Annotated in this window: 1 protein-coding gene; it reads left to right on the forward strand. The window is 54.8% G+C overall.

The features are described from left to right. On the forward strand, positions 1–214 hold a 214-nt coding region (locus EN818_RS33390; protein ID WP_210237335.1), incomplete at its 5' end, for a hypothetical protein. Between the last annotated feature and the right edge of the window lie 109 nt (positions 215–323).

The following is a 323-nucleotide window of genomic DNA, read 5'->3' on the forward strand; positions in this document are numbered from 1 at the left end:
CTGGTCGCGGGAAGGCCGAGCGACTGAGCAGGAGATCAATCAACACGACAGAACGTCTCGGTCGGTACGCCTCTTGCCAATGATGTCTGCCTGCCGACAATTCGGCTTCGCGGAGCACACCAGCCAAGGCAGGGCGCCCGATTTTTCCTTTCACAAATCCTTGCACATCAAAAGGCAATATGCCAAATATCACTGTGTAAACAAGATGATGTAAGAAGGCTATTCGGTCTCCAAAACCGCAGGTAGGTTCGAGCCCTGCTGCCCGTGCCATTTTCCAAAAGGCATATCGAGGGCGTCCCGCCGTTGAAAATCGGCGGGCGGCT

Source organism: Mesorhizobium sp. M3A.F.Ca.ET.175.01.1.1 (assembly GCF_004791945.1).
Classification (GTDB): domain Bacteria; phylum Pseudomonadota; class Alphaproteobacteria; order Rhizobiales; family Rhizobiaceae; genus Mesorhizobium.